General features: G+C 64.1%; 3 protein-coding genes and 1 pseudogene. All 4 read left to right on the top strand.

Translation table 11 applies throughout. The features are described from left to right. Nucleotides 1-265, top strand: a pseudogene (locus JF66_RS24555) (hypothetical protein); the annotation flags it as partial. Next, entirely contained in the window at nucleotides 157-444 is a 288-nt protein-coding gene (locus JF66_RS25425) for an HNH endonuclease (RefSeq protein ID WP_369798058.1), read from the top strand. The pseudogene JF66_RS24555 and the gene JF66_RS25425, both read left to right, overlap by 109 nt. Before the next feature lie 224 nt (nucleotides 445-668). Then, nucleotides 669-1,601, top strand: coding sequence for an ABC transporter ATP-binding protein (locus JF66_RS17755; protein ID WP_035880106.1), 933 nt, complete (start codon nucleotides 669-671; stop codon nucleotides 1,599-1,601). Further along, on the top strand, nucleotides 1,598-2,130 hold a 533-nt coding region (locus JF66_RS17750; RefSeq protein ID WP_035880105.1), incomplete at its 3' end, for an ABC transporter permease. The genes JF66_RS17755 and JF66_RS17750, both read left to right, overlap by 4 nt.

The following is a 2,130-nucleotide window of genomic DNA, read 5'->3' as shown; positions in this document are numbered from 1 at the left end:
GTTCACGGCCAGGAAGATGGCCGCGGAGGCGTGTCTCATTCCGATGGTCCTCGGCGGCAAGAGTGAAGTGCTCGATTTCGGGCTCGGGAAGCGGCTCTTCACCCGGGCACAGAAGCTCGCGGCGATCGAACGAGACGGCGGGTGCGCCACCGCGGGCTGTGTCTCGACAGGCTCGACAACCGGCGGCCGCCGAGTTATGCCGAAGGCCACCACATCATTTGGTACAAATCGCAGGACGGGCCGACGAACCAATCGAACATTTTGATGCTGTGCAGTGCTTGCCATCATCGGATTCATCGCGAAGGTTGGGAGATCATCGTCACAGACAATGTGGTGTACTTCATTCCACCGGCCACCGTCGATCCGAAGAGAACTCCGCGACGAGGCGGACGCCCACCGGTACCGACACCGAAGGGTCACGACGGCCCGCACTACACGCGCTAGGCGCCGACAGGAGCCGAGGCTGGAAGTGACCGTCTTTGATTATTCGCCGACGTACGCCGGCTCTCGCGGGAGGAGAAGGGCTCCAAGAAGTAGCGTCGTACCCGGGTATGACACCGGAGGGGCCGAAACCCTCCCTGCGGTTGATGTGCCGGGGCATCCGGTTTCCGTAACGTCTTACGTGGGCCGCACCGTCGTGTGGCCCACCACGACGAAAGAGGCAACGGATGATTCAGGCACAGTCCCTGACCAAACGCTACGGAAGCAAGACGGCGGTCGACTCGGTCGACTTCTCGGTGCAGCCCGGCAAGGTGACCGGCTTCCTGGGCCCGAACGGCGCCGGCAAGTCGACCACGATGCGCATGATCGTGGGACTCGACCGGCCCACCGCCGGATCCGTCATCGTGAACGGCAAGCCGTACCACGAGCACAAGGCTCCGCTGCGTGAAGTCGGCGTGTTGCTTGACGCAAAGGCGGTCCATCCCGGTCGCAGTGCCTACAACCATCTGCGTGCCATGGCCGCGACTCACCGCATCCCCACCAGCCGGGTGCACGAGGTCATCAACCTCACGGGACTCGAGTCAGTAGCCCGCAAGCGCGTCGGCGGGTTCTCCCTCGGAATGGGCCAGCGCCTCGGCATTGCCGCCGCGTTGCTGGGTGACCCGGCCACACTGATTCTCGACGAGCCCGTCAACGGTCTTGACCCTGAGGGCGTGCAGTGGGTCCGCATGCTCACCAAACAGCTCGCTGCCGAGGGCCGCACAGTGTTGCTCTCCTCGCACCTGATGAGCGAGATGGCTCTCACCGCCGACCACATCATCGTGCTCGGTCGCGGCCGGGTGATCGCGGATGCCTCGGTCGCCGACATCATTGCCTCGGCCGCCCAGGATGCCGTTCGCGTGCGGACGCCGCACACCGCGGCGCTGACTACCCTGCTGGCGCGGGCGGATGTGACCATTACCAACATCGAGCAGGACGTGCTGGAAATCATCGGGCTGACGGTGTCGGAGATCGGCGAACGCGCCGCCGCCGCTCAGATTTCCCTGCACGAACTCTCCGCCGTGAGCGCCTCCCTGGAAGACGCGTACATGAAACTCACCCAGAACGAAGTGGAGTACCGCACCGGCGATACCCACGCCGAAGCGGAGGTCGTTCGATGAGCACCCTGACCCACCCTCTCGAACCGTCCGCGGCCCGAGCCTCTTTCGTCCCGACGGGCCCCGGCATCAGCTTCATCGGTCTGCTCCGCTCGGAGACGATCAAGCTGTGGAGCCTACGCTCCACGTACTGGACCTTCTCCCTGGTCGTCGTAGCCTCGCTGGGGCTCGCAGTCCTGATGTCCTTTGCCATCGCCGGGTCGGGCCCGGTCGGCGGTGTCAGCCGCGAGGGCAGCGTTCAGGCGTTTATCCTTGTCTCCACCATCGGGATGCTCCTCGGCCAGCTGATCGTCGCCGTACTCGGTGTGCTCTCGATCAGTGGAGAGTATTCGAGCGGCATGATCAAGTCGACCCTCACGGCCGTGCCTAACCGCTTGCCCGCGCTCTGGGCCAAGGTTGCCGTGCTCTTTGGCTTCACCTTCCTGGTGGGTTTGATCAGTGTGGTCGGATCATTCCTCGTAGCCATGCCCATTCTGGGAGCGAAGGACATCACGGCAAGCCTGTTCGATGTCGATCTGGCGCTTCCTCTGCT

The organism is Cryobacterium sp. MLB-32 (assembly GCF_000738085.1).
In the GTDB taxonomy this organism is placed as follows: domain Bacteria; phylum Actinomycetota; class Actinomycetes; order Actinomycetales; family Microbacteriaceae; genus Cryobacterium.
This window is presented reverse-complemented; position numbering and strand designations above follow the sequence as displayed.

What these genes read in the sequence shown, in the direction of transcription:
- JF66_RS17755 (WP_035880106.1), top strand. Translation starts at nt 669, where the DNA reads ATGATTCAGGCACAGTCCCTGACCAAACGCTACGGAAGCAAGACGGCG.